This window comes from Mycobacterium sp. E3298, assembly GCF_001666895.1.
Taxonomy (GTDB): domain Bacteria; phylum Actinomycetota; class Actinomycetes; order Mycobacteriales; family Mycobacteriaceae; genus Mycobacterium.
Window position 1 is genome coordinate 1 of the sequence record NZ_LZJB01000537.1, and the last position, 2,138, is coordinate 2,138.

A 2,138-nucleotide genomic window follows, 5' to 3' on the forward strand; every position below is an offset into this window, starting at 1 on the left:
TCGTGGTCGTCCGGGTCGAGCACCATGCCCTTGCGGCCCCGCAGCGTGAGCACCGCCCGGCGCACCGCCCGTGGGTCGGCCCGCTCGCCGCCGCTCACGCCCAACGCGGCCGCCAGCTCCCCGTAGCGCAGCGGCGCGCTCTGGCCCGAGGCGTCCAGCGCGAACTCGACTTCCAATACCACCCAAGGGGTTTCGGGGCCGGCCTGCTTCAGCACGCTGGTGCGATAGCCGAAGCCGAGCTCGCCGCCCGGCACCCAGCGCACCTCCCCGCTGTCGCGGTCCAGGATCCGCACGCGGGTGATGGTGTCGGAGACCTCGGCGCCGTAGGCTCCGACATTTTGCACCGGGGTGGCCCCGGCCGAACCGGGAATCCCGGACAGGCATTCCAGCCCGCCCAGACCATGCTCGATGGCGGCTACCACGACGTCGTCCCACACCGCGCCCGCCTCCGCGCGCACCAGGGTGTTGTCGATCGTGATGCCGCTGTTGGCCAACCGCACCGCGGTCAGGTCCGTCAGGCTGTCCGCGATCACCAGGTTGGACCCGCCGGCGAACACCAGCACCGGGGAACGTTCTCCCCCACGGCTTTCGGCATCCAGCTCCCGCACCACAGCGATCACCTGGTCGGTGCTGGCGCAGGTGATCAGGCGGCGGGCCACCGGCCCCACCCGCAACGTCGTCAGCGGCGCGAGCGACACTGCTTCGGCGACCTGCGCGCCGGCGAACGTCGGACCGGCGTCGCTGGATTTCATGGCCCGTAACGGTAGCCTCACCTGCTATGCCGCGTTCATTCGACTTGTCGGCCGACTACGACGGCAGCGTTGAAGAGGTTCATCGGGCGTTCACGGACGAGACCTATTGGCGGGCACGGCTGGCCGGATCCGGCGTTGACATCGCCACGCTGGAATCGATGCGGGTCGGTGGCGAAACCGGGGACGACGACACCGTCGAGGTCGTCACCGTGCAAGTGATCCACAGCCACAAGCTGCCCGGGATGGTCACGCAGCTGCACAGCGGCGATCTGCGCATCCGGCGAGAGGAAGTGTGGGGACCGGTCGCCGACGGCACCGCGCAGGGCACCGTCGTCGGCTCGATTCTGGACGCCCCGGTCAACCTGACCGGCACCGCGACGCTGTTGCCGATCCTGGAGACGGGCGGCGCCCGGCTGACGTTCCGGGCCACCGTCCAGGTGCGCGTCCCGATCATCGGCGGCAAGCTGGAGAACATCATCGGCACCCAGTTGGCCGAGCTGGTGGCGGCGGAGCAACGGTTCACCACGGAGTGGATCGCCAAAACGGTATGAGGGCGGCGAGCCTAAGCTGGCGCCCATGCGAATCGCGCTGGCCCAAATCCTCAGCGGGACCGACCCGGCCGCCAACCTAGGGCTGGTCCGCGAGTACAGCGCGCAGGCCGCCGACGCGGGTGCCCAGTTGGTGGTGTTCCCGGAGGCGACCATGTGCCGGTTCGGCGTTCCGCTGGCGCCCGTCGCCGAGCCGGTCGACGGGCCGTGGGCGACGGGTGTGCGACGGATCGCGACCGACTGCGGAATCACGGTGATCGCCGGCATGTTCACGCCGGCCGGGGACGGCCGGGTGAAGAACACGCTGATCGCGGCCGGTCCGGGCAGCCCCAACGAGCCGAACGCGCACTACGACAAGATCCACCTCTACGACGCCTTCGGCTTCACCGAGTCGCGCACCGTGGCCCCCGGCCACGAGCCGGTGGTGATCACGGTCGCCGGCGTCCGGGTGGGGTTGTCCGTCTGCTACGACATCCGCTTCCCGGCGCTGTACACCGAGCTGGCCCGCCGCGGCGCCCAGCTGATCGCCGTGTGCGCGTCGTGGGGCTCGGGGCCCGGCAAGCTCGACCAGTGGACGCTCCTGGCGCGGGCCCGCGCCCTCGACTCGATGAGTTACGTTGCGGCGGCCGGCCAGGCCGACCCGGGCGCACCGCTGACGGAGTCGGGCGCGCCCACCGGGGTGGGTGGCAGCCTGGTGGCCTCGCCGTTCGGTGAAGTCGTCGCGTCGGCCGGGTCCGGGCCGCAGTTGGTGGTGGCCGACATCGACGTCGACCGGGTCGTCAAGGCGCGCGAGAGCATCGCGGTGCTGCGCAACCACTCAGATTTCGCTCAGCTCGAT

3 protein-coding genes are annotated in these 2,138 nt (G+C 70.9%); 2 read left to right on the forward strand and 1 reads right to left on the reverse strand.

Annotation, left to right across the window (positions count from 1 at the left end; translation table 11 throughout):
* Positions 1 to 752, reverse strand: a 752-nt coding sequence (locus A9X05_RS24730) for a UDP-N-acetylmuramate dehydrogenase (RefSeq protein WP_067784635.1), incomplete at its 3' end; no start/stop codon positions are given.
* A 26-nt stretch (positions 753 to 778) separates the two neighbouring features.
* On the opposite strand from A9X05_RS24730, the gene A9X05_RS24735 reads away from it, so the two are divergent.
* Together A9X05_RS24735 and A9X05_RS24740 are read left to right on the forward strand one after the other, a co-directional pair.
* On the forward strand, positions 779 to 1,303 hold the full coding sequence (locus A9X05_RS24735) for a DUF2505 domain-containing protein (RefSeq protein ID WP_067757623.1): 525 nt from the start codon (positions 779 to 781) through the stop codon (positions 1,301 to 1,303).
* A gap of 25 nt (positions 1,304 to 1,328) precedes the next feature.
* Positions 1,329 to 2,138 (forward strand): carbon-nitrogen hydrolase family protein (locus A9X05_RS24740; RefSeq protein ID WP_067784638.1); only part of this gene is annotated, 810 nt, incomplete at its 3' end.

Excerpts from the sequence above, each read along its gene's own strand:
- A9X05_RS24735 (WP_067757623.1), top strand. The coding sequence starts at position 779 with ATGCCGCGTTCATTCGACTTGTCGGCCGACTACGACGGCAGCGTTGAA.